Consider the following 23,461-nt stretch of genomic DNA (forward strand, 5'->3'; position numbering starts at 1 on the left):
TCAGTTCTTCGCAGCCTCGGGGACACGAATGTCGTCGGCCGTGTTCTCTTTTCCGTCGGGTCCGAAGCTCGTCACGACGATGTCGCCGTCGTCGAGGCACTCGATCTTGAAGGGCTTGCCCCACGCGTCGTTGATGTTCGACGTGGTGGCGATCTCCTTCTCCTTCTTGAGAAGCTCGGCGGTCGGGCACTCCTGCGTGTGGGTCGCGTGCCAACCCTCGGCGATCGTGTGGAGCTGCTGCGCGCTCTGTTTGGTCGTCTGGATCTGCGCGTCCTTGAACTTCGGGATGGCGAAGACGGCGATACCACCGGCGATGAGACCGACGATCGCGAGCACGATCAGGATCTCGATGAGCGTGACGCCACGGCTCTTCGCGAGCCTGCGCAGCCCCGCGAGCCCCAGAGGACGACCACCACCGAACCGATTGCCTCGAGTACCCATCATCTCTTCTCCTTGCCTATCCACTTCGTTGAGAACCGCGTCGCGGCTCGTTCCTTCCTCACTCCACGCGATCGAGCCCACCAGGAACTCCGTCGGGGCCGTCGCTCGACACGTCGAAGCCCCTAGGATCGCGTCGCCCCGGGCACGCGAGGCGGAGAGGCCGCCCCCACGCGTCGACCGGGACCTCCCTCGCGTACCCCTGGCGCACCAAATCGGCCAGCAAATCCGGGCACTTCCCGCCGTGGTCGGCGCGGTAGCTCGACACCTGTCGCGTGGCGTTCGTGATCGACGCCCGGGTCGCGCGAACGCTCGCTGCGTGCTCTTCGCGCGAGCGGAGGCCCAAGGCGAGCGCGACGAACACCACGACGCCCACCGCGAGCCGAAGGCGCGATCTCCCGAGAGCTCCGAGCACACCGCCGCGCCTCTCCCAAGGGAAGAAGACACGCGGGGGTTGTCGACGCCTGCGGACCATCGGGGTGCACCTATTGGACGAAGTCGTTCATTTGGATGAGCGGCATGAGGATGGAGAAGGCGATGAAGCCGACGCCGCCACCCATGAACACGATGATGAGCGGCTCGAGCAGGGACGTCATCGCCTGGATGCGCGTCTCCACTTGAGAGTCGTACGCCTTCGACACGTTCTCGAGCATCTGCTCGAGCTGCCCGCTCTTCTCGCCGACGGCGATCATGTGAGTCACGATGGGCGGGAACTGGCCGCTCTTCCGGAGCGGGCCCGCGATCGACTCGCCCTCGCGGATGCTGCCGATCGCCTCTTCGACCACCTTCGAGAGCTTCGCGTTGTCGAGCACGTTCTTGACGATGTCCATCGCCTTCAGGAGGGGGACCCCGCTCTTCAGCAACGTCGCGAGAGTCTTCGAGAATCGAGAGACGGCGAGCATGCGTACGACCACCCCGAAGATGGGCGCGCGCAGGGCGACGCCATCCTTCCAGAGCTGGCCTTGAGGAGTCGCAACGAACGTCAAGAATTGCCCGAGCGCCACGCCGAGCACGAGGCCGAAGAAGACGCCGAGCCCGAGCAGGCTCACCGACTCGACCGCGAAGGCCGAGAGGAAGAGGACGCCGAAGGCGACGAGGGCAGCCACGACGAAGCCATTGCGGCTCGGTCCCGGGGCGATCGCGCGGCGGACGAACGTCGTACCGACGAGCGAGAGCACGGTCCCGAGCGTCACGTTCGACGACACGGCGTTCGAGATGAAGATGAGCACCGCCGTGTACCAAGGCAGCGCACGATCGAGGCTCGCGAAGATGCTCGTCACCTTGGGGACGACGACGATCATCATGACGGTGATGAGCACCGTGCCGATGATGAGCATGAGGATCGGGTAGGCCAGCGCGGCCGACACCTTCCCCTTGAGGCGCGCCTGGTTCTCCATGAAGTCCGAGAGGCGGTCGAGCACGACCTCGAGCGTGCCCGAGGCCTCGCCGGCCGCGACCATGTTCACGTAGAGCGGAGGGAACACCTTCGGGTGGGCCTCGAGCGCCTTGGCGAGCGAGCTGCCCTCGTTCAGCCGATCGCGGACGAGCGCAAGCACCCGCTTCATCTCCTCTTTTTCGACCTGCTCGGTGAGGGCCGTCACGGCCTCGACGAGCGGGATGCCCGCGCCGACGAGCGTCGCGAGCTGACGGGTCATCATGGCCACGTCGGTCACCGAGACACGCCGGAAGAACGCGAAGAGCCCTCCCCCGCCCGAGGACGCGTTCTTGGCGCGGTTCACCTCGTTCGCCTCGGTGAGGAGGATGCCCTCGCGCTTGAGCATCGCGCGGAGCGCCTTCGGGTTGTCGGCGTCGCGGACGTCGTGGACCGTCTTCCCGGACGCGACGAGCAAGCCTCGGTACTCGAAGACGGCCATGGCGCTACACCCTCACGTTTCGAATGGAGACCGGCGCGACCTCGGCCGCGACCGTGTCTTCTTGGGTGGCGAGCAGCACCTCTTCGAGGCTCGTGAGACCGCGGAGCACCTTGCGCGCGCCGTCGTCGCGGAGGCTATCCATGCCGAGGTCCATCGCCGCGCGCTTGATCGTCTGCGCGTCGGCGTTCTTCAGCACGAGCGGCCCCACGGCGTCGTCCATGAGCAAGAGCTCGTAGATGCCGCGGCGACCCGAGAACCCGGTCTGCGCGCATTTGTCGCAGCCCCTCGGCCGATAGAACGTCACGTCCCCCACGGGGACGACGTCGAGCACGTCGACCTCGGTAACCTTCGGAAAGTACCGGCTATTTTCACGTTCTTTGCGGCGGAGGCGAGCCTCGACGCGCTCCCGCGTGAGGCCGAGCTCGGCGAGATCCGAGGCCGACGCCACGTACGGCTCCTTGCACGCGGGGCACAGCACGCGCACGAGGCGCTGGGCGAGGATCCCGATGATGCTCGAGCGAAGGAGGAACGGCTCGACCCCCATGTCGACCATACGCGTGATGGCGCCGGCGGCGTCGTTCGTGTGGATCGTCGACAGCACGAGGTGACCGGTGAGCGAGGCGTTGACGGCGATCTCGACGGTCTCCTTGTCACGGATCTCGCCGACCATGACGACGTCTGGATCTTGGCGAAGGAACGCGCGGAGGGCGCTCGCGAACGTGAGGCCGATCTTCGCCTGCACGTGCACCTGGTGGATACCCGAGAGCTCGTACTCGACCGGATCCTCGGCGGTGAGGATGTTGATGTTCGGCTGGTTGATTCGATTGAGGCACGCGTAGAGCGTGGTCGTCTTGCCCGAGCCCGTGGGGCCCGTGACCAAGATGATCCCGTCCGGGCGGTGGATGAGCCCGTCCATGAGCGCGTAGTCGCGCGGAGAGAACCCGAGGTCCGGCAGGTCGAGGAGGACCGAGGATTTGTTCAAGAGGCGCATGACGATGCGCTCGTACCCGCGGCTCGTCGGGATGGTCGACACGCGGATGTCGAACGACTTTCCCGCGATCTTCTTCGAGATGCGGCCGTCCTGAGGGAGGCGCTTCTCGGCGATGTTGAGCGCGCTCTCGATCTTCACGCGCGACACGATGCTGTTCATGAAGGCGCGCGGCGCGCGGCGAGCGACGTAGAGCTCGCCGTCGATGCGGTAGCGGACGAGGACCTCTTTCTCCTCGGGCTCGATGTGGATGTCGCTCGCGCGCTCCTTCATCGCCTGCAAAAAGAGGGAGTTTACCCAGCGGATGACCGGAGCTTCGTCGTCCGAGTCGAGGATGTCGCCACCGACCTCGTCGTCGCCGTCGTTGTGCTGTTGGTCGCCCTCGAGCTCGCCGCCGCCCGCCTCGCGCTCGTACACGCGGTTGATGGCGTCCACGATCTTCTCGCCCTGCGCGACGGAGAGCTCGACGGGCTTTCCGAAGACGACCCGGACCGCGTCGAAGGCGGTCGTGTCGAACGGGTCGGCGCACAGCGCGTACACGGCGTGCTCGTCCTCGTTCACGACGAGGATTTTGTGGGTCTTCGCGAATCCGATCGGCAGCTTCATGGCGAGCGCCGTGCCCACCCGCTCCGGATCGACCTTGGGCACGTACGGGAGCTCCGCCTCGGCGGCGAGCGCGGCGGCGATCGTGCCCTCGTCGACCACGTTCTGCTTCACGAGCAAGTCGACGAGGTCGAGGCCCTTCTCGCGCTGGAGCGCGTAGAGCGGCTCGAGCTTCTCGGGCGCGATGTTCGCGCGCCGCGTGAGGATCTCTCCGAGGAACCGCTGCTCGTGCATGTCAGCGCTCGACCTTGTCGAAGTTGCGGACCCGAGGCGGCGCGAACGTGGGGGCCGCAGGCGCGGGCTGCGCGGGCGCAGCGGCGGGCTGGGCCGGAGCCGCTCCCGAGGGGGCCGACGACGAGGCACCGCCTCCGCTTCGCACCGGGCCCGTCGGCATCTCGATGGGGCGCTGCGGCTCGTGGCTCTTCAGCTCCTTCGGTCGCGTGATCTCGTCGAGGCGCTTGCGCTCCTCGACCGCGAAGTACGACTGGCGAATGTCCTCGACGAGCCCGTTGAGGCGCCCGTAGTCCCGGGGGGCCGAGTACTCGTTGTCGCTGAAGACGAAGTACCTGTCCAAAAACTCCTGTCGTTCCTGCATCTTACGCTCGAACACACCGCGGAGATCGTCTTGGCTGCGGATGATGTAGGGCGTCAAGATGAGCACCAGGTTGCGCTTCTCCATGGTGTTCTGGCGCTTGCGGAAGAGCGCGCCGAGCACCGGGATGTCTCCGAGCACCGGGATCTTCTCCTCGGCGCGTGACACGACGCTGCGGAGGAGACCGCCGATGACCACGGTCTGCTGATCGCGCACCACGAGCTTCGTGTTCGCCGTGCGCTTGGAGATCGGGATGGCGCCGAGCGTTCCGCCGAGCGGAGCGCCCTGCTCGCTGATGTCCTCGACGACGTCGAGGCGAACGTCGTTCGACTCGTTCAGGTGCGGCGTGATGGTGATCTTCGTGCCGACGTCTTGGCGAGGCGCACCGAACGAACCGAGCCCACCGAGCCCACCGAGCGCCCCGAGCGCTCCCGCCGCGCCGGCCCCGCCCGCGGCCCCGAGCCCCGGGAAAGCGGAGACGGCGTTCGTCTGGAGCGGGATGTTGTCGCCGACCGAGATCTCCGCCTTCTCGTTGTCGAGGGCGAGGATGTGGGGCGTCGAGAGGAGATCGGAGTCGCCGGTGCGCGCGAGCGCCTGGATGAACGAGCCGAACGCCGGGATCGAGATGCCCGTACCGAGGAAGCTCGACGTGCCGGAGATGCCCGGGCCGCGCACGCCGAGGGCGAACCCTTGGAGCGCGTCGGGATCGGTGGGGAGCGGCGAGATCGTGTTGATGATTTTGTTGCCGCCGTACACGAGCCCGTCGCCCGCGCCGGTCGAAAAATCGCTGCCGCCGTGGAAGCTCACGCCGAGCGAGTCGGAGCGCTTCAGCTGGAGGTCCATGATGACCGCCTCGATGAACACCTGACGGCGCGGCTGGTCGAGCCTGTCGATGACGGCGCGCAGCGACGCGTAGTCGCGGAGCGACGAGGTGATGACGAGCGAGTTCGTGGCCTTGTCCGCCGAGACCTTGATTCCACCCTCGAACACACCCGTGGGGGCCGCACCGCCGCCGCCCTGTGCGCCGCGCCGACCGCCCGGCGCCTCACCGCCCGCGGCCTTCGCGCCGGAGATGATGTCGGAGAGGGTCTTCGAGAGCTCCACGGCGTCGGCGTGCTGGAGCGGGAGGACGTGGATCTCCCCCTCGCCGCTCTGAGGAACGTCGAGGCGCTTCACGAGCTCGAGGATGCGAAGGTAGGCCTTCTCGGTCGCGACGATCACGAGCGAGTTCGTGCGATCGTCGGCGACGATCTTCGCGATGCGATCGGCCCCACCACCCGATGCAGCAGAAGCCCCAGCAGGCGCCCCCTTCGCGCCCCCGGGAGGCGGCGTCGGGGCGCTCGAGCCACTGGACCGCACGTCGAAGAGCTCGTTGACGCGGGTCGCGATGTCGCCCGCGGCGGCGTAGTGGATGGGCTCGATGAAGACCTGCTCGCCGGCGCCGCCGACGTCGATCTCCTCGAGGATGTGCATCATGCGCCGGATGTTGGCGCCGGAGTCCGTGATGATGAGGAGGTTCCCGGGCGCATGTACGGTGATGTCGGCGTTCGGGGACTTGAACTTGCCGAGCACGTTGGCCGCGTCGTCGGCGCTCACGTGGGCGAGCCGATGGATCCGGGTGATGTAGCGATCTTCCGCGGTGGCGCCTTGCGCCGAGCCGTAGACGGGCGTGCCCTGCGCCGCCGCGTTCTGCGTCTCGATGATTTTGTAGAAGCGCCCGTGAGGCACCACCGTGAGGCCGTTCGTCTCCAGGATGGAGAGGAAGGCTTGGTACGCCTCGGCCACGGTGACCTTCTGCGGCGAGTAGATCGTCGCCTTCACGCTCTTCACCTTGGGGGCGAAGATGAAGCGCTTGCCCGTGAGCTGCGCGATGACCCTCACGAGCTCCGAGAGATCGGCGTCCTCGAGAGAGAACGACACCAGGTAGTTCGGGTTGCGTGGCTCGTACTGGACGCCTTGTTCGAACGCCGCGAGGCCGTTCGTGTCACCCGCGACCTTGCCGTTCGAGAGCGGAGTGCCGGTCGGCGCTTTGGGGCCCGCCGCCGCGGGCGGAGCGCTCCCCGCCGCAGCAGGAGTGGCCGCCGGGGCTGCCGTGGCCGAGCCACCCGCGAGCACAGTGGTCATCTTCGGTGGGATGGCGCGCGGGGTCTTGTCGATCACCTGCGCGAGGGCCGGCAACGACAGGGTGACGATGGAGAACGTGACGAGGAAAGATCGCTTCATGGCTCGCTAAAAGAGGCGTCGATGGTCGGCGTCCCGCAGACTTCGCGGGCGATGCGGCGGGAGAGTCGCGGGAGAACCGTCAGATGGAGGAGCCGGGCTTCTTGGCGCGCGGCGCGGTGGAGGGCGCGGCCGGAGGAGCGTCCGACGGCCCGAGCGTGGGGGAGGTCGTGGTGAGCGTCGGAGACGAGCTCGACCCGCCGACGGCGAGCGAGACCACGAGCATCACGCCGCACAAGAGACCGACGAAGCCGAGCGTGCCGCCCAGGACGAGGCCGACCATACGGAAGGTGGCCGAACGGAGAGAAGTACCTGATTCCATTGCAAAATCTCCGTTCACTTGATGTTGTAGTCGAGGTTCATCGCCTGGCCGCGCCGGTTCAGCGAGATGTTGAGCTTGTCGGCGGTGCGGAGCCGCGCGTAGGCCTCGAGCGCTTTCTCGGGGCTCGCGATGTCGAAGCCGTTGATCGACTGGAGACGGTCGCCGTTCTCCATGCCGAGGGTGCCGAGCAGCGTGTCGGGGCGCACGCCGAAGAGGCGGATGCCCACCACCTTGCCGTTCTCTTGCTCGGGCACGATGCGCGCTTGGCGCATGAGGTCGGCTTGGTTCTCGAGGATCTTGTCGACCACACCTCGGTCGACGTTGAACTCGGTGGCGCTCACGCGCACGATGCCGTTCTTGATGGCCGGGTCGACTCCGGACGGCCCGCCTGTCGTGGGCGCAGGGGTCGACGGTTGCGCGGCGACGGGCTTAGGCGCCTCCGGCCCGCCCTGGAAGAGACCGATCTGGCAGAGCGTCGAGCCGGTCTGGAGCCACACGCGATCCCAGCCGATGAAATGGACCGTCTTGCCGGCGATCTCCCCGCCACGGCGGCGGAGCTGGCTCTTCGGATCGGTCCCCGAGGTCATCGCCGCGAACGACCAGTCCGGATCCGACGAGGCGGTGATGACGAGCACCTTCACGCCGTCGCACCGCGGAGCGTTCATCGGGTCGCTCGTGTCGAGGGCCGCCGCGGGCTGCGCCTCGACGGGCGGAGGCGCGTTGAGCGCGCCCGTGACGTGGTCGAACGGGTTCCGCGAGAGGATGACGTCGGCCGAGGTCGTCCGCGACGTCGACGACGGGAGCGGCGCCGTCTTCGAGACCAGGGGCGGAGTGGTCAGCTGCTTCTCGTCGGGCGAGAGGAAGAGCGCGCCGGCGACCGCCGTCACCGTCTTCGCCGAGACGAACGCGAGCGCCCCGATGGGCACGAGCAGCACCGCCCAGAAGTTCTTCTTGATCAGCTGATCGACGGCCATGTGAGGTTCCGTCTAGCAGGAGGTATGCCACGAAAGAAACAGCGTTTTTCTGGCCTTCTGCTGGCATCTCCGGCGCCGCTCTCGCCACCTTGACGCGGGGCCGGCGCGGCATCCGGCCTCGCGTGACAAGTTGTCAAACGTCGACGAAACGGCCCACCTTCGGGGAGATGCCACCGGCAGGGCCAACGCTCGACGCACGAGGGTCGAGCGGCGCGAGGCGCGAGCGGCACGAAGCTACTCGTCGATGACGCCGTCGATCTTCCGGTAGATGGTGCGCGTCGAGATGCCGAGGAGCTGCGCGGCCACGGACTTGTCGCCCTTCGTGTGGCGGAGCGTCTCGCGGATGACGCGGGCCTCGATCTCGGCGAGGGGCGTGCCGATCGGGAACTCGAGCGCGTGCGAGGTCGGCTCACGCGGTGCGACGAGGGCCTCGGGCAAATCCGCCTCGGTGAGGGTCGACGACCGCGACAGGACGACCGCGCGCTCGATCACGTTCTCGAGCTCGCGCACGTTCCCGGGCCACGGATACTCGAGCAAGCGGTCGATGGCCTCGCGCGTCGGAACGATCTTGGATTTTCCGTTCTTCGCGCAATAAACGAGCAAGAAGTGGTCGACGAGGAGCGGGATGTCGTCGCGACGCGCGCGGAGCGGCGGCGCCGTCACCGAGATGACGTTCAGACGGTAATAGAGGTCTTCCCGGAACCTCCCCGCGTGGACCTCCGCGAGCAGATCCCGGTTGGTCGCCGCTACCACACGCACGTCGGCGCGCGTCGGCTCGCCGCCGAGCGGCTCGTACTCGCCCTCTTGGAGCACACGCAGCAGCTTCACCTGCACGTGCGGCGAGAGCTCGCCGATCTCGTCGAGGAAGAGCGTGCCCCCGGCCGCGCGGGCGAAGCGCCCGTCCTTTCGGCCAACGGCCCCCGTGAAGGCGCCTCGTTCGTGGCCGAAGAGCTCGCTCTCGAGGATGGTCTCGGGGATCGCGGCGCAGTTCACCGCGACGAACGGGCCCCGCGCGCGAGCCGATCGGTCGTGGATGGTGCGAGCGAGCAGCTCCTTGCCCGTGCCGCTCTCCCCCAGGACGAGCACCGTCGCGAGGCTCGGCGCGGCCTGAGCGCACACCTCCACCACGCGGCGTAACCCCGGAGAGTTCCCCACGATTTCGCGCTTGGAGAGGAGGCGAATTTCCTGTTTCAAGGACTGGTTCTCGGCGACGAGGCGGCCACGCTCCACGGCCTTGCGCACGCTCTTCACGATCGAGAGGCGGCGCAGGGGCTTCTCGACGAAGTCGTACGCGCCCTCGCGCATGGCCGACACGGCGGCCTCGACCGAGCCGTACGCGGTCATGAGCACCACCTCGACCTCGGGGCTGACCTGCTTCACCGCGCGGAGCAGCTCGAGGCCCGTCGTGCCCGGCATCATGAGATCCGTCAGCACCACGTGCACCTTGTGCTGCCGCAGGACCTCGAGCCCCTCCTTCGCGTCGAACGCCGTGAGGACGCGCATGTTCTCGCGTTGGAAGATCTTCTCGAGCGACTCGACGTTGGAGCGTTCGTCGTCGACCACCAGGATCGTCGCCCCGTCACCGGGGGGAGGACCGTTCGTCGCGGGCGGGGTGGGATCGTGATCGGTCATGGTCGTCCTGACGCCGAGGGGCGACGCGCTCGACCGCGTCGCGAGGCCGAGCCCGGCAGGGCCAGAAGCGGTGAGCCCCGGCTCATCTTCCCTCGCCCCCGTCGATTTTTCGACGCGAGCCGAACCCGAGGCTCGGGCGCACCGACGCGAGCGCCGAGAGGAGATCTCCGCGCAGGTCGAACCGGAGGACGCCGCGCCCGATCTCGACGTCGCGTGCAGAATACAAGCTAAAGGGCATCGTGGTCGCCGAAGCGAGCGGCGCCACGGGCAGGACCTCGACGAAGCCTCGCAGCGTGAGCTCTTCCCCGGGGAGGCCCGGCGCGTCGCTCGCGAACGAGATCGTTACGATCGCCTGCATTTCGCCGGCCTCCCGGTAGGTGACGCCACCTTCGACGCGGCGCCCGACGGCGAGCCCTTCGGCCTCGATGCGACCGGTGACTCGGCCCTCGCGACGGAGAACGGAGGACGTGACCCCGTCGAACGAGAACGCGAGGTGGGCGTCCACGGCGCGATCCACGAGCGGGGCGTCGAAGAGGTGGAAGCTGCCCCGGAGATCGAGGGCGAGCCTCACGCCCAAGAGCGGGCGGGGGACGCGCGCGAGGTCGAGCATCACGGGTCCTTCGGCGCGACCACGAGGCGAGAGACCACGTCCCCCCGCGCGACGGCGGCCACGATCTCGGGGACGTCGCCCGCCGTGACGTGGCCGTAGCTCACGTGCTCCGGCTCCTGGACGACGACGGCGCCGATCTCGCAGAGGTCGAGGCACGTCGAACCGCACGCGCGAGCCTCCGCCGCGACGCCCTCTTTCAGGAGCCCGGCCTTGAGGAGCTTCAAGATTTCCTCGCTGCCCGAGGCAGCGCACGAGCCTTTGGGGTGGCCGTCCTCACGACGGTTCGTGCAGACGAAGAGGTAGCGCTTTCGGTGGGGCACGCGTCGACAGTCGGCCCGATCACCGCCCCTCGTCAAGCGCCGCTTTTCGCGGTGGGCGGATTGGTGTAACCCGCACGAGGCGTCGAGGGCCGGCGCGCACAAGGCCGCGCCCGAACCGTCCGACGACGAAAGGTCCCCAGATGAAACGCGCCGCCATTCTCGCACTCGCTCCTACCCTCGTTGCGTCCGTCCTCTTCGCGTGCGGCGGAGGAAACGACAACCTCCCGCCTCCCCCGCCTCCCCCGCCTCCCCCGCCGGAGCTCCCGACGGTCACCCCTCCGCCGTCCTCGACGGCCGACGCCGCCCCCCCGCCCCCGGCCCTCCCGCCCGTCACCCTCGCGGCCGGGCAAGCGAGCCCGGACCCGGCGGCGCCCCTCCCCACCGTCAAGATCACCGCCCCGAAGAAGGACGAGGTCGTGCCGGCCGACAAGGCGGGCGACTTCGCCGTGAAGCTCGACGTCAAGAACTGGCAGACGGCCACGGGCAGCCAGCACGTCCACCTCATCCTCGACAACAAACCCTACAAGGCCATCTACGACACGAAGGCCGGCGTGAAGCTCTCCGACCTCTCGGGCGGCACGCTCGAAGAGGGCCAGCACGTGCTCGTCGCCTTCCCGAGCCGCGCGAACCACGAGTCGGTCAAGACGAAGGACGCGCTCGTCGTGCTCCCGTTCTTCGTCGGCAAGAAGGGCGAGGCCAAGGTCGACGTCAAGAAGCCCATGCTCGTCTACAGCCGCCCGAAGGGGGACTACAAGGGCGACGCCGCCAACCACGTCCTCGTCGACTTCCAGGTGGCGAACGTCACGCTCGCCGAAGGCAAAGAGCACGTGACGGCCATCGTGAAGGGCCCCGGCATCGAGGGAGAGCTCACCGCGCGCGTCGAGAAATTCGGCGCCCCGCTCTACCTCGACGGGCTCCGCAACGGCACCTACGAGGTCAAGCTCGAGCTCCGCGGGGCCGACGACAAGGTCCTCCCGGGCCTCTGGAACACCACCACGCGCACGATCGGCGTCGACCACGACGCGCCGTCCGACCCGGTCGCCGCCCACGGCGGCCACGATCCCTCGAAAGACGCCGACGCCGGCGCCGCGCCCGTGAAGCCCGCCGCGCCCAAGGCCGCGCCTCCCGCTCCGGCCAAGCCCGCTCCGGCCAAGCCCGCCGCCGCGCCGAAGAAGTAGGCGCGTGATGCGTACGGACGTGGGCGAGGTGCCCACGTCCGTGTAGCCTCGCCGAGACGTCATCATGCAGTGGGCCGTGCTCTTCGTCACGCTGGTCTTGTGTGCGGTCGCCGCGAGCCTGCTCGTGCGGCACCGGCGGCTCGTCGTCGAGCTCGAGACCCAGCGCAAGGATCTCGTCGACCGGAACCGTGAGCTCGCCCACGCGAGCGACGAGCTCGAGCGCGCGAGCTTCGCCCTCTCCACGGCCGAGGCCAAGGTCGCGCGGAGCGCCCAGCTCGCCGCGGTCGGCGAGCTCGCCGCCATGGTCGCCCACGAGGTACGAAACCCCCTCGCCATCATCTCGAACGCCGTCGCCAATCTCGAGAAAAGCGAAATATCTCAAGAAGATAGACAAACCCTCCTCGGCATCCTCCGCGAGGAGACCACGCGCCTCGATCACCTCGTACGCGACCTCCTCCACTACGCGCGGCCCTTGCGCGTGACGCGCGTCCCCATCCACCTCGAGGAGGTGCTCGATCGTGTGCGGGCGCGCCTCGCCGACTCGCTCACCTCCGACGTCGTGCTCGAGACCGCCCCCGGAGACGTCGTGCACGGAGATCCCGACCTCCTCCGTATGGTGTTCGACAACCTCGTCGACAACGCGCTCCAAGCGATGCACTACTCGGGGCGCGTCGTCATCCGCACGAAGCGCGAGATGCGCGGGGGCGTCGTCGGCACCACCATCGACGTGGTCGATACGGGCGACGGCATGGACACGGGCGTCCGCGACCGCGCCAAAGATCCGTTCTTCACGACGCGCCAGACCGGCACGGGCCTCGGGCTCGTCATCGTCGAGCGCATCGTCATGGCCCACGGCGGGGCGCTCGACCTCTCCTCCAAGTCGGGCGAGGGCACCACGGTGACCCTCTTTTTCCCGCACGACACGACGGACGCCGCCGAGCGCCTCCGCCCCCTCATGGACTCGCTCATGGACTCGGCGCCATCGTCCGAGGATCTCCGAAGGAAATGAAGGCCTCGCGATCGCACGTCGTCCGCGCCGACCGCGCGCACGTCTGGCACCCCTACACCGCCGCGGACCTCTGGGAGAACGAAGACCCGATCGTGGTCACGGCCGCCCACGGCTCTTGGCTCGTCGACGCGGACGGCTCCCACCTCCTCGACGGCAACGCCTCGTGGTGGACGAAGACCCTCGGACACGGTCACCCCCGCCTCCGCGAGGCCCTCGCGGCCCAAGCTCGCGCCTTCGACCACGTCGCCTTCGCGGGCATCACGCACGAGCCGGCCGCCCTCTTGGCCGAGGAGCTCGTCGCCCTCGCGCCCGCGGGCCTATCACGTGTATTTTACACGGACAACGGCTCCGGCGCGATCGAGGTCGCGGTGAAGATCGCCGTGCAGTCCTTCCTTCAGCGCGGGCTCCCCGCGAAGCGGCGCTTCCTCTCGCTCGACGGCGCGTACCACGGAGACACGATCGGGGCCGCGAGCCTCGGCGGGGTCGACATCTTCCGAAGGCCGTTCGCCGGGGTTTTGTTCGAGTGTTTTCACGCGGCTCCCGGCGCGACGCCCGAGGCCTTCGCCGCGATCGAGCGAGTCCTCCGCGACAACGCCGACACGATCGCAGCCGTCTTCGTCGAGCCGGTGCTCCAGGGGGCCGAGGGCATGCGCCTCTATGCGCCGGAGCTCCTCTCCCACTTGCGCACGCTCACCCGCGAGCTCGACGTCCTGCTCGTGTGCGACGAGGTCTTCACGGGGTACGGCCGCACGGGGCCGATGTGGGCCTCCGCGCACGCGGGCATCACGCCCGATCTGATGTGCCTCGGGAAGGCCTTCGCCCAGGTGCTCCCCATGGGAGCGACGCTCGCCACCGAGGCGCTCTACGACACCTTCCGCGGACCGAAGGAGCACGCGCTGCTCTACGGCCACACCTTCGCCGGGAACCCGCTCGGGGCCGCGCTCGCTCGCGAGGTGCTCGCCATCTACCGCGACGAGGACGTACTCGGTCAGGTCGCGGCGAAGTCGAAGGTCGTCGCGAAGGCCATGCACGAGGCGGCGAAGCTGCCTCTCGTGGGCTCGCCGCGCGCGCTCGGCATGATGGGCGCGGTCGACCTCGCCGGACACGCGTCTCCCTTCGAGGGCGAGGCCTCGGACTACCTCGGCGCCCTCGGCTGGCGCGTGTACCGCGAGGCGCGAGCGCGCGGGGCGTACCTCCGGCCGCTCGGCAACACGGTGTACCTCTGCCCGCCGCTCACCATCCCCGACCGGGACCTCGACCGCCTGCTCGCCATCATGCTCGAGTCGATCGAGGCCGTCACACGCCAAAATCCAAAGTAAGGTCGCTACTTTACGAGCACCTTGCTCTTGTACATGCCCATCCCGCACTGAAACGTCAGCGTGCGGGCCTCCCCCGTGGGGACGACGATCGACACCGCCGTCTTGAGCGGGAGGTCTTTCTTGATCGACAGCTCGGGGAACACGACCTCGGTCGCGCAGGTGTCGTCGCTCGTGCGGGTGAAGACTAGCTCGAGCTTCTCGCCGCGCTTCGCCTCGACCGAGCTCGGAGAAAATCCGGTGCCGTCGGCCGTGATGGCGACGGTTCCGTTCTTGGGGGCGACGGGCTCGGAGCCCTTGCAGCCCACGAGCGCGGAGGTGCCAGCGACGAGCGAGATCACGGCGAGGAGAGCCATTCGCATGAGGGACGAGGATACCCTCACCTTCGCCGCGCCGGGAGATCGGGCGGACAAAAAGCCGAAAGGCCCAGCTCGACGAGAGCTAGGCCTTCCGATAACGAGCTCCTGCGAGAGGAGATCGGGATTGTGGTCGGGGCGAGAGGATTTGAACCTCCGACTCCTCGATCCCGAACCGAGTGCGCTACCAGGCTGCGCTACGCCCCGTGTGACGGCCCGCTTTATTCCTTTTCGCGAGGCGTTCGTCAACGCCTTTCGCGAAGGGCTCTCGAAAAAATGATGTAGAAGACTCCTCGGAGGTAGCGCATGCAGCCCGAGATGCCGGCCGTGAAGATCCTCATCGTCGACGACGACCGCGCCATCTGCGACTACATGCAGACCCTCCTCGAGAAGGACGGGTTCGCGGTCACCACCACGAGCGACCCGACGTCGGTCGAGGAGCTCGTTCGGACGGGCGGGTTCCACCTCGTCATCCTCGATCTCATGATGCCCAAGATGGACGGCATCGAGACGCTGAAGCGCATCCGGAAGGTCGACAGCGACGTAGCCGTCGTGATCTTCACCGGGTACCCGAACCTCGAGACCGCCGTGGCCTCGATGAAGCTCGACGCCGTCGACTACCTCAAGAAGCCCATCGTACCGGACGAGTTCCGCGAGGTGCTCGGGCGCATCATGCGCAAGAAGGGCCTCGCGCGGAGCCCCGAAGAGCAGCTCCACCGCGTGATCGGCGACACGATCCGCCAGCTCCGCAAGGACAAGGATCTCACGCTGAAGCAGATGGCGCGCCGCACGAACCTGAGCGTCTCGCTCCTCTCCCAGATCGAGCGCGCCGAGTCGTCGGCCTCGATCTCGTCGCTCTACAAAATCGCGCTCGCCCTGGAGTCCCGCATCCAGGATCTCTTCGGCGACTTCTGAAGATCTGCCGAAACGACACCAAAAAGCATAGCAGTATTGGGCACTTAGGCCGACGCTCGCGCGAGCGTCGCGACGACGTCTCGGCGCGCCCGGCCGCGTGCCGAACGCGCTCCGCGTGGTAGCGTCGCGCCATGCTCTCGCGCCGCGCCCTCTGTGCCTTTACCCTCACCGCCTGCGCCGTCGCCTCGGCGACGACCATCGGAGCTCACGACGCGCGTGCGGCGTGGCCCCCGGCGCGCGGCGCCGACATGCGCGACAAGACCAACTGGCCGAACGACTACGCGGCGCGATGGAACTACGCCTCGTTCCTCCCCGAGCAGCAGCCCGGGACGCCGCCCTACCTGTCGGCCGACAAGAAGCTCGGCGCCTCGGGCATGAGCATCGACAAGGCGTGGACCTTCACCGTGGGCCGCCCCGACGTACGCATCGCCGTGCTGGACTCGGGCATCCACTGGGAGAGCCGCGACCTCGTGAACAAGGTCGCCCTGAACCAAGGCGAGCTCCGCGGCGAGAAGCGGCCGAAGACCGAGAGCGGCGGGGTGTGCGGCGGCCAGGGCCCGCTCGCCGGCTACGACTGCAACGGCGACGGGCTCTTCACGATCGCCGACTACGCGAACGACCCCCGCATGAGCCCCGACGTCCCCGGGGAGAAGTGCTTCACCGACGGAGACCGCACGAAGCTCGGGGCCGACCGCAAAAAGGGCGATCAGAACCGCAACTGCGTGCTCGATCCCGGAGACCTCATCGAGCTCTTCTCCGACGGCGTCGACGACGACGCGAACGGCTACAAAGACGACATCGCAGGGTGGGACTTCTTCAAGGACGACAACAACCCCTACGACGACACGCGGTACGGCCACGGCACGGGCGAGGCTCGGGACGCGGCCGCCGAGGGCAACAACGGCATCGACGAGATCGGCGTGTGCCCCGGGTGCACGTTCGTCCCGCTCCGCGTCGGCGACAGCTTCATCACCGACGTCGACGACTTTGCGCAGGCCACGGTGTACGCGGCCGACCTCGGCGTGAAGGTCGTTCAGGAGGCGCTCGGCACCATCAACCAGACGCCCTTCGCGAAGGCCGCGATCGACTACGCCTACACCAAAGGCGCCGTGGTCGTGGCGAGCATGGCCGACGAGAACTCGCGCCACCACAACATGCCGGGCGTCGCGAACCACACCCTCACGGTGCACACCGTTCGCTACAACGGCCCCAACCCGAACGCGTCGAGCACGTTCCTCAACTACGACACCTGCTCGAACTACGGCGCTCACCTCTCGATGAGCGTGAGCGGGACCCGATGCTCGAGCGAGGCCACGGGGCGCGCTGCCGGGATCGCCGGGCTCCTCTACTCGATGGCCGCGCAGAAGGGCATCGAGCTCACGGCCGAGGAGGCGATCCAGATCTTCCGGATGCAGGCCGACGACATCGACGTCGAAGAGTCGCGGAGCCCCGATCCCGAGCTGTCCGGCCGCCTCTATTTCTCGAAGCCCGGGTGGGACCAGCGCTTCGGCTACGGGCGCGCGAACGCCGAGCGCATGATGAAGGCCATCGACGAGCTTCGGATCCCGCCCGAGGTCGACATCACCTCGCCCGAGTGGTTCACGCCGCTCGTCGCGGGGCGCGGGCCCGGCCAGGTCGCGATCGCGGGCCGCGTGTCGGCGAGGCGCGCCACATCGTACGACTACCGCGTCGAGTGGGCTCCCGGCGTCGAGCCCGACGACACGCTCTTCAAGCCGCTCGTCGCCGAGAAGACCAACGTGCCCGGCGCGACCGTCTCCGGGGGCACGGCCGACGCCCCGCTCGCGGCGCTCGACCCCTCCCAGATCGACACGACCCACCCGCGTGACGCGGACTCCCCGCGGGGCGAGAACGACCGCACCATCACGATCCGCGTGCGCGCCATCGCGCATTACCCCGGCTACGACGTGCCCGGCGAGGCTCGGCGCGCCATCACCATCACCAACGAAAAGAACGGCGGCGACAAGGACCTTCTCCCTGGTTTTCCGCTGTACTTGGGCACTTCCCTCGAGGCGAGCCCGAAGCTCGCCGACATCGACGGCGACGGCCTCCGCGACATCGTTCAGCTCGGGTCCGACGGCCTCGTCCACGTGCTCTCGATGCGCACGGGCGCTCCGGTCGAGGCGAGCGGCTTCCCGTACCGCACCCGGGTGGTCGATGGGCTCGCCCAAGATCCGGGCGATCCGGCCGTGCCGAGCTACCTCACGGCGCCCGCGTACGCCCAGTCGCAGACGTCGGGCATCGTGCCGTCGAACATCCACGAGGCCATCATGTCGGCTCCCGCCATCGCCGACCTCGACGGCGACGGAAAGCAGGAGATCGTCTTCGTCTCGTACCCGGGCACGCTCTACGTGATCGACAGCCGCGGCAAAGACCTCCCGGGCTGGCCGAAGCGCATGCCGCTCGTACCGTCGTGCCCCCTCGACCCGGCCGTGAAGGCTCCAGAGCCGTGCATGGACGTCCGGAACGGGCTCGCGCGCGGGCTCTACGCCTCACCGGTCGTCGTCGACATGAACAAGGACGGCAAAAAAGAGATCGTCCAGGCCGCCTTCGACGGGAAGGTCCACGTCTTCAAGGTCGACGGGAGCCCGCTCGACGGCTTCCCGGTCGAGGTGCACCATCCCCTCGCCGCCCGGAAAAACCGCATCTTCACGACCCCGGCGGTCGCGGACGTGACCGGCGATGGCATCCCCGAGATCTTCACCGGCTCGAACGAAGAGATCGGCGGCGGCGGCAACGCGGGCCCCATCTTCGCGGTGAACGGCCTCGGCACGCGCGCGCCGGGCGGCCCGTACCTCACGAACTGGCCGGCCGTGATGACGTCGTTCCACCTCTTCCCGCTGGTCGCCGAGGGAGTCACGAGCTCGCCCGCGGTCGGTGACTTCGACGGCGACGGGCGCGCCGAGGCCCTCTTCCAAGGCAACGGGGCCTCTCCGCTCGTGCTCCCCGCCGATCCGGGGCCTCAGACCGCCTTCGGAGAGCCTCCCGCGCGCCTCCCCGTCGTCCGCAACGAGGACGGCTCCGAGCGGCGTGGGCTCGCGCCGACCTCCGTGTTCGGCGAGCACAGCAAAGCGATGCGCCCCGACACCATGTTCCCGCTCTTCAGCCAGCCCTCGATCGGCGACCTCGACCAAGACGGCGTCCCCGACGTGATCGCCTCGGGCGCTTCGCTCAGCCTCGCCGGCGCGCTCTCGGGTGGCAGCGTCGCGCCCAAGCAGGCCCAGCACCTCTTGGCCGCGTGGAGCGGGAAGACGGGCGACATGCTGCCCGGCATGCCGTTCGTCATCGAGGACTTCAGCTTCCTCACGAACCACGCGGTAGCCGACGTCAACGGCGACGACTACCCCGAGGTGATCACGGGCACGGGCGTCTACATGCTCCACGCCGTCGACGCGTGCGGGCGCGAGGCCCAAGGCTGGCCGAAGCACACCGGGGGCTGGATCGCGGCCGCGCCCGCGGTCGGCGACGTCGACGGGGACCGCAACCTCGATGTGGTCGTAGGTACTCGAAATGGCTACCTTTTCGCCTGGAAGACGCCGGGCAAGACCGACGGCGTCGTGCAGTGGGAGTCGTTCCACCACGACAACGCGAACACCGGCAACATCGCCACGCCGCTCGAGCAGGGCGTGACGAAGCGCGCCGCTCGGCCCCTCGAGGCGGCTGCGTGCGTTCCGCCCCAAGACCCGGGCGACGACATCCTCACGGCGGGCGGAGGCTGCGCGTGCTCGACGGCGGGCGAGCCCACGTCTCCGGTGTCCCGCGCCCTCTTCGGGGCCTCCCTCGGCGCCGTGGGCCTCGCCCTCATCCGGCGACGCCGACGCGCGAGCTGACGAAGGGGCTTTACAGGGTGACCCACTTCGTGGAAAAGGAGAAACACCCACGCCGGGGTAGCTCAGTTGGTTAGAGCGGGCGTTTCATACGCGCTAGGTCGGGGGTTCGACTCCCTCCTCCGGCACAACCGCCCTCCTCGTGAGGGCGGTCATCATTTCGGCCCGAACGTCACTTGACGATAGGGTTCTTGGCCTCGAACGGCGCGCGGATGCGGAGCCGCGTGACGCCGAGCTCCTTCGGGATGGGCCCGAACGGAGCCGCCCTGCGGATCGCGTCGGCGCAGTTCCTATCGAACTCGTCGATGCCGCTCGGCCTCGCCGGAGGCCACGAGACGACCACGCTCCCGTCCGCGTTCACCGTAAACTCGAGGATCACGGTGCCCTGCTTGAGATCGTAGAGGGCGCTCTTCGGGAAGGCGTTGGCCCACAGCGGGTCGACCTTCGCGTGGATCTGGCGAAAGTAGGGAAATAGCCGCGGATCGCGCGTGTTGAAGTCGACCGGGCCTCCGTCGCCGAGCCCGAGCGGCGCCGACGTCGAGCCTTGCCCTCGTGTGCCTCCCGCCCCCGGATCGCCAGGACCTGCGCTCCCGCCCTGCCCCTCGCCTCCGCGGCCTCCCTGCGCGCTCGCATGAACGAGGGAGCGCACGAGGGTCGACACGTTCTGATCGGCGTCGACGTCGTCCGTGGGTCGCCCTCGTTCGCTCGCCTGCACGCTCGGCTTCTGCTCGGCGACGTCGGGGCGAGCGTGCGCCACGGCGGCCGCCGCGCGGTGATCTTGGCCCTCGCGCCCATCGGCCACGCCGCGCCCGGGGCTCGCCGTGCGCCCACCCTCGCGCGACGCGCCGACGTCGCCTCGGAGCTCGTCGCCGAGCGTGGACGACCCGAGGTGACCGCCGACCACGTTCGCGAGGGCCACGTCGGCTCGAGCGCCACGGCTCGGATCCGTGGGGGACGGCGCGCGCCGCTCCAGACGCGCGAGCTGGCCTTGCGAGAGGAACGTGAGCTCCATCGGCTCGCGCGACGATCGGCGGTCCTCGAGGCTCCGCCGCGACTGGCTCGCGTCGATCCGCGGCACCTGATCGGCGCCGAGGTGGCTCGGGTTGGCGACGGCGAAGGAGAGCTTCTCGTCACGGTCGGCGAGGTTCGTCGCGCGGGCGCCCTGGACCTCGCCCCCGTGCCCTTTGCGGCCATCGTCGACCCGCGCGGTCGTGACGCCTCCCGACGGCCGAGGGGGCTCGCCCCGCGGGTCGGGCTTCTCGTCCGAGGAGATCATCCCCTCCCCGACGAGCGGGAGCTCGAGCGTCCCGACCTCGATCTCGCGCCCGCGGGCGGCACGCAGCTCCGCGTCGCGCTTCGAGAGGCTCACGAACGCCACCCACGAGAGGAGCGCGAGAGCTCCCGCGTGGGCCACGAGCGACACGACGAGGCTCACACCTCCGATGCCCCGCGCTCGACGAACGGCTTCCACGTTTCGAAAGCGTAACAAGCTTTGGGCGCGCCGCTATGCCTCGGCGAACACTCGGCGAAACACGGCCTCCGCGTTTCGGGTGGTGGCTTCGGCCACGTCCTCGGGGGCGACCTTTCGCAGCTCGGCGAGGCGACGAGCCGTGTGGGGTAAGTGCGCGGGCTCACACGGTTTTCCGCGAAACGGGATCGGAGCCAGGTAAGGAGCGTCCGTCTCGACCAGGATGCGATCGCGGGGCGCCCAAGCGCCGACGTCGTGCACGCTCGTCGCCGACTTGAACGTCACGATGCCCGAGAACGACAGATAGAACCCCATGTCGAGGGCCCTCGCGGCGAAGGCGCGGTCCTCGCTGAAGCAGTGGATGATGCCGCCCACGTCGCTCGCGCCCTCGGCCTCGAGCACGTCGAGGGTATCGGCGGCGGCCTCCCGGGTGTGCACGACGATGGGCTTGCGAAGCGCGCGGGCGAGCCCCACGAACCGCGCGAAGACCTCGCGCTGCGTGGCGCGGGGCGAGTGGTCGTAGTGGTAGTCGAGGCCGATCTCTCCCACGGCCACCACGACCTCGCGCCGCGCCAGCTCGGAGATCACGTCGAACGTCGCGTCGTCGCACCCGGCGGCGTCGTGAGGGTGGACCCCGACGGTCGCGGCGATCGTCGCGGGCCTCGACTCGGCGAGCGCGACGGCGTCGATCGCCGCGCGGGTGTCCCGACCGACACCGATGGTGACGAAACCACCCACCCCCGCCGCGTCGGCCCGCGCGAGGACGTCGCCCGGCCCCCCGGGCAGGTACTGAGGGTCGAGGTGGCAGTGCGTGTCGACGAGACGACGGGACATGGCGCCTCAGATACCAAACCCGAGCGCCCCGGGCCATCGCACGAGACGAGAGGGCCCCTCTCGCTCTACGCTCGGCGCGTGACGACGAACGCGCTGCTCGACGCAACGGGGCACCTCGCCGCGGGAGCCTACGTCCCGAGCCCCGAGCGAGGCTATTGGGTCTTCGGTCAGGAGAAGCCGCTCCCGTTCGATCTGCCGACGCTGCGCGCCTATGCCTCGCGCTTCTTCGACACGAAGCTCGGGTTCTCGGTCGAGAAGGTGGGCGTGGCTCCCACGCACGATCTCACCTTCGTGATGGTGCACCGCGCCGAGGTCTCCGGCACCGTGCCCGTCGAGGTGCGCCCCGCGAGCGCGGAGGATCACGAACGCGCCTTCGCCATCGAGAGGTCCCTCGAGGGCGGCCACGGCGGCGGTCTCGCGACGCTCGCGGCGCGTTGCCCGCGCCTCTTCGTCGTCCACGAGACCGAAGGCCTCGCGATCCCGGCGCTGCTCGTCACCTGCATCCTCTCGGGGACGTCACTCGGCCCGGCCCTCGCGATCGACGGGAGCGCGCTCTTCGGCGTGCGGAGCGGGAGAGCCAGGCTCGAGGCGCTCCTCGCCAGTCGAAGCGCCTAAACCATCGGAACCTAATGACTTTTTTGCCTTCGCACGCGGGAGGCGCACGAACGCGAAGAGCGCCGTCCGCACGATCCAATCGAGCGTGGAGCCGAGCCATATTCCGACGAGCCCGAGGCCGAGCGCGTAGGCGAACACCCAGGTCCCGACGAGCCGCACGAAGAGCGCTCCCACGAGGCTCACGCCGAGCGCCTTCCCGGTAGCCCCCGCCCCTCGTAGGGCCTGAGCGCGCACCACGCCGACCGCCATGAACGGCTGGGCGAGCACGAGCACCGGCATCGTCGCGAGGCCCGCCGCGAGCACCTTCGGATCGTCGCAGAACGCGGGGAGCACGAGCCCACGCGCGAGGAACGAGAGCGCACCGAGCCCCGTGAGGGTGAGCACCGCGTAGGTCGTGGCGATGCGCGCGGCGCGAGCCCCCTCCTCCGGCTCGCCTCGCCCGAGGCGCTGAGCGACGAGCGCGGCGGCCGCGATCCCGAACCCGTCTGCCGAGAGGAAACACACGGACTCGACGCTGATGAGCGCCTGGTTCGCGGCCATCGCGGTGTCGCCCAGCAGGGCCACCATGCCCGCGTACCCGAGGTAACCGACGTGGTAGACGACGCGCTCCCCGAAGGCCGGAGCCCCGACGCGCACGAGGGGCCGCACCTCGCCGCGCAGCCCCTCGAAGAGCGACGCGTCGGGGTCGTCCTCGCGGAGCTTTCGTCGCAGGAGCACGAGCAGCACGGCCGACTGGAGCGTGAACGAGAGCGCCGTGCTGAGCCCCGCCCCGAGCGCCCCGAGCGCAGGGACCCCGAGCGCTCCGAGGACGAGCACGCGGTTCTGGGCGACGTGGAGCACGTTCACGAGGCCGCCCACGACGAGCGGCGTGCGCGTGTCGCCTCGGCCTTGAAACACGGCGATGGCCGCGGTGGAGACGAACACGACGGGCGACGCCGGCAGCATCACGCCGAGGTAGCGGGTCGCCTCGCGCACCGCCTCGGGCGACGAGAGCGGCGCCGTCGCGGAGACCGCGCGGAGCACGAGCGGCGTCGCGAGGGCGAGGGCGACCCCCGACACGAGCGCGAGGGCGAGCGAGACCACGGTGACCCTCCGCGCTTCTTTCTTCCTACCCGCCCCCACATGGAGGCCCACGCGAGCGAGCGCGCCCACCTCGAACGCCGACACGACGCTGAAGATCGACCACTCGAGGGGTCCTGCGATCTGCATCCCCGCGAGCGAAGCGGCCCCGTGATGCCCGAGCATCACGCGATCGACCACGAAGACGAGGGTCTGGAGGAGCGAGCTCACGATCGCCGGCCAGGCGATGCGGCGCACGTCACGCGCGAGGGCGTCGGTGCTCAAGGGGCTCG

General features: G+C 69.0%; 20 protein-coding genes, 2 tRNA genes and 1 pseudogene. 7 read left to right on the forward strand and 16 right to left on the reverse strand.

Annotated features, from left to right (window positions below):
• The 11 genes and pseudogenes from IPK71_23845 to IPK71_23895 form a co-directional block, all read right to left on the reverse strand.
• Window positions 1–444: a type II secretion system protein gene (locus IPK71_23845; GenBank protein ID MBK8216772.1), complete on the reverse strand. Its 444-nt coding sequence runs from the start codon at window positions 442–444 to the stop codon at window positions 1–3.
• Window positions 445–499: 55 nt separating this feature from the next.
• On the reverse strand, window positions 500–913 hold the full coding sequence (locus tag IPK71_23850) for a type II secretion system protein GspG (protein ID MBK8216773.1): 414 nt from the start codon (window positions 911–913) through the stop codon (window positions 500–502).
• A gap of 10 nt (window positions 914–923) precedes the next feature.
• Complete coding sequence (locus IPK71_23855; protein ID MBK8216774.1) at window positions 924–1,340, reverse strand: type II secretion system F family protein; 417 nt, start codon at window positions 1,338–1,340, stop codon at window positions 924–926.
• Between the two features lie 258 nt (window positions 1,341–1,598).
• Window positions 1,599–2,312 (reverse strand): annotated as a pseudogene (locus IPK71_23860) (type II secretion system F family protein).
• 4 nt (window positions 2,313–2,316) lie between these two features.
• A complete protein-coding gene (gene gspE, locus IPK71_23865) occupies window positions 2,317–4,137 on the reverse strand; it encodes a type II secretion system ATPase GspE (protein MBK8216775.1) in 1,821 nt (606 codons plus the stop codon).
• Window position 4,138: 1 nt separating this feature from the next.
• Window positions 4,139–6,718, reverse strand: a complete 2,580-nt coding sequence (gspD, locus tag IPK71_23870) for a type II secretion system secretin GspD (protein MBK8216776.1) — start codon at window positions 6,716–6,718, stop codon at window positions 4,139–4,141.
• Between the two features lie 79 nt (window positions 6,719–6,797).
• Window positions 6,798–7,037 (reverse strand): hypothetical protein, encoded by a 240-nt coding sequence (locus IPK71_23875; GenBank protein MBK8216777.1) that lies wholly within the window; start codon window positions 7,035–7,037, stop codon window positions 6,798–6,800.
• Window positions 7,038–7,051: 14 nt separating this feature from the next.
• Complete coding sequence (locus IPK71_23880) at window positions 7,052–8,011, reverse strand: general secretion pathway protein GspC (protein ID MBK8216778.1); 960 nt, start codon at window positions 8,009–8,011, stop codon at window positions 7,052–7,054.
• A gap of 234 nt (window positions 8,012–8,245) precedes the next feature.
• On the reverse strand, window positions 8,246–9,643 hold the full coding sequence (locus IPK71_23885) for a sigma-54-dependent Fis family transcriptional regulator (GenBank protein ID MBK8216779.1): 1,398 nt from the start codon (window positions 9,641–9,643) through the stop codon (window positions 8,246–8,248).
• 82 nt (window positions 9,644–9,725) lie between these two features.
• The gene (locus IPK71_23890) at window positions 9,726–10,256 is read right to left on the reverse strand and encodes a hypothetical protein (GenBank protein MBK8216780.1); all 531 of its coding nucleotides are present in this window, start codon (window positions 10,254–10,256) and stop codon (window positions 9,726–9,728) included.
• Window positions 10,253–10,573, reverse strand: coding sequence for a (2Fe-2S) ferredoxin domain-containing protein (locus IPK71_23895; protein ID MBK8216781.1), 321 nt, complete (start codon window positions 10,571–10,573; stop codon window positions 10,253–10,255). The genes IPK71_23890 and IPK71_23895 overlap by 4 nt, the downstream gene beginning before the upstream one ends.
• Before the next feature lie 140 nt (window positions 10,574–10,713).
• Between IPK71_23895 and IPK71_23900 the strand changes: the two genes are divergently transcribed.
• The 3 genes from IPK71_23900 to bioA all read left to right on the forward strand — a co-directional run bounded on the left by IPK71_23900 (window position 10,714) and on the right by bioA (window position 14,079).
• Window positions 10,714–11,751 carry a hypothetical protein gene (locus IPK71_23900; protein ID MBK8216782.1) on the forward strand — a complete coding sequence of 346 codons (1,038 nt, stop codon included), beginning with the start codon at window positions 10,714–10,716 and terminating at the stop codon, window positions 11,749–11,751.
• 64 nt (window positions 11,752–11,815) lie between these two features.
• Window positions 11,816–12,760, forward strand: coding sequence for a hypothetical protein (locus IPK71_23905; GenBank protein MBK8216783.1), 945 nt, complete (start codon window positions 11,816–11,818; stop codon window positions 12,758–12,760).
• Window positions 12,757–14,079 carry an adenosylmethionine--8-amino-7-oxononanoate transaminase gene (gene bioA, locus IPK71_23910; GenBank protein MBK8216784.1) on the forward strand — a complete coding sequence of 441 codons (1,323 nt, stop codon included), beginning with the start codon at window positions 12,757–12,759 and terminating at the stop codon, window positions 14,077–14,079. The genes IPK71_23905 and bioA overlap by 4 nt, the downstream gene beginning before the upstream one ends.
• Before the next feature lie 5 nt (window positions 14,080–14,084).
• Here the strand turns inward: bioA and IPK71_23915 are convergent, their stop codons facing one another.
• Window positions 14,085–14,438, reverse strand: coding sequence for a cupredoxin domain-containing protein (locus IPK71_23915; GenBank protein MBK8216785.1), 354 nt, complete (start codon window positions 14,436–14,438; stop codon window positions 14,085–14,087).
• A 124-nt stretch (window positions 14,439–14,562) separates the two neighbouring features.
• Window positions 14,563–14,639: transfer RNA gene (locus IPK71_23920), tRNA-Pro, on the reverse strand.
• Between the two features lie 99 nt (window positions 14,640–14,738).
• Between IPK71_23920 and IPK71_23925 the strand changes: the two genes are divergently transcribed.
• The 3 genes from IPK71_23925 (at window position 14,739) to IPK71_23935 (ending at window position 19,320) form a co-directional block, all read left to right on the forward strand.
• Entirely contained in the window at window positions 14,739–15,347 is a 609-nt protein-coding gene (locus IPK71_23925; GenBank protein ID MBK8216786.1) for a response regulator, read from the forward strand.
• A 131-nt stretch (window positions 15,348–15,478) separates the two neighbouring features.
• The gene (locus IPK71_23930; protein MBK8216787.1) at window positions 15,479–19,195 is read left to right on the forward strand and encodes a S8 family serine peptidase; all 3,717 of its coding nucleotides are present in this window, start codon (window positions 15,479–15,481) and stop codon (window positions 19,193–19,195) included.
• Window positions 19,196–19,246: 51 nt separating this feature from the next.
• Window positions 19,247–19,320 (forward strand) — tRNA-Met (locus tag IPK71_23935).
• 44 nt (window positions 19,321–19,364) lie between these two features.
• Here IPK71_23935 and IPK71_23940 read toward each other — a convergent pair.
• Window positions 19,365–20,663, reverse strand: a complete 1,299-nt coding sequence (locus IPK71_23940) for a TonB family protein (protein MBK8216788.1) — start codon at window positions 20,661–20,663, stop codon at window positions 19,365–19,367.
• A 33-nt stretch (window positions 20,664–20,696) separates the two neighbouring features.
• Window positions 20,697–21,494 carry a TatD family hydrolase gene (locus tag IPK71_23945; protein MBK8216789.1) on the reverse strand — a complete coding sequence of 266 codons (798 nt, stop codon included), beginning with the start codon at window positions 21,492–21,494 and terminating at the stop codon, window positions 20,697–20,699.
• Between the two features lie 78 nt (window positions 21,495–21,572).
• On the opposite strand from IPK71_23945, the gene IPK71_23950 reads away from it, so the two are divergent.
• The gene (locus IPK71_23950; GenBank protein ID MBK8216790.1) at window positions 21,573–22,109 is read left to right on the forward strand and encodes a hypothetical protein; all 537 of its coding nucleotides are present in this window, start codon (window positions 21,573–21,575) and stop codon (window positions 22,107–22,109) included.
• On the opposite strand, the gene IPK71_23955 is transcribed toward IPK71_23950, so the two are convergent.
• On the reverse strand, window positions 22,011–23,453 hold the full coding sequence (locus tag IPK71_23955; protein ID MBK8216791.1) for an MATE family efflux transporter: 1,443 nt from the start codon (window positions 23,451–23,453) through the stop codon (window positions 22,011–22,013). The genes IPK71_23950 and IPK71_23955 overlap by 99 nt on opposite strands.
• Window positions 23,454–23,461: the final 8 nt, after the last annotated feature.

It is taken from the genome of Myxococcales bacterium (assembly GCA_016712525.1).
Taxonomy (GTDB): domain Bacteria; phylum Myxococcota_A; class Polyangia; order Polyangiales; family Polyangiaceae; genus JAAFHV01.